We start from the raw sequence: 534 nt of genomic DNA, 5'->3' as shown, positions 1-534 counted from the left end.
AGCCGGACCAGCGTGGCCGTTCCGCTGAAATCCGCCGAGGTGAGCCGCAGCGTGATGCCCCCCGCCGCGGCCTGCCCCTCCTGCGCGTAGGGGAACTCATCCGCCAGCTTCCGCGGCTCCGCATCGCCCCCGCGGAAGGCTCCCAGTGCCGTCGCCGCTGCCGCCGCTGCGACCAGCGCCGCGACCCCCGCGATGACCCATTGCCGACTCGATACCACGTTTGTCTCCTTTCTGATTGCGCCATTCCTTCACGAGCGAAAAGCGCTGCCGCCCGAGGAACCGCCGTCCGTCGACTTCACCTTGCCTAGTGACCCGTAGCGAGAATAGTCGGATACGTTCCGCCGGACGGTACCTCGGCCTTGATGTGGGCGCCCCACCAGAAGAGGCCAGCTCGGCACCAGAACGATGGACACCTCGACCCCATGAATTGCATCCCGTTGTATCCAGTTCCCCAGTTCACAGCGCGGACGTTCGGGTTGTTCGTGTAGAAGTCAACGTAAGCGGCACCGCTGTCAGTCAGCCACACCGTCGACC

Annotated in this window: 1 protein-coding gene; it reads right to left on the bottom strand. The window is 65.5% G+C overall.

The window, feature by feature from the left end:
• Positions 1 to 218, bottom strand: a 218-nt coding sequence (locus N2041_RS14770; protein WP_297679392.1) for a hypothetical protein, incomplete at its 3' end; no start/stop codon positions are given.
• Positions 219 to 534 lie beyond the last annotated feature (316 nt).

Origin of the sequence: Tepidiforma sp., from assembly GCF_026419595.1 — a bacterium.
In the GTDB taxonomy this organism is placed as follows: domain Bacteria; phylum Chloroflexota; class Dehalococcoidia; order Tepidiformales; family Tepidiformaceae; genus Tepidiforma.
Note: the sequence above shows the minus strand (reverse complement) of the source record. Positions and strands in the feature narration are given on the sequence as shown.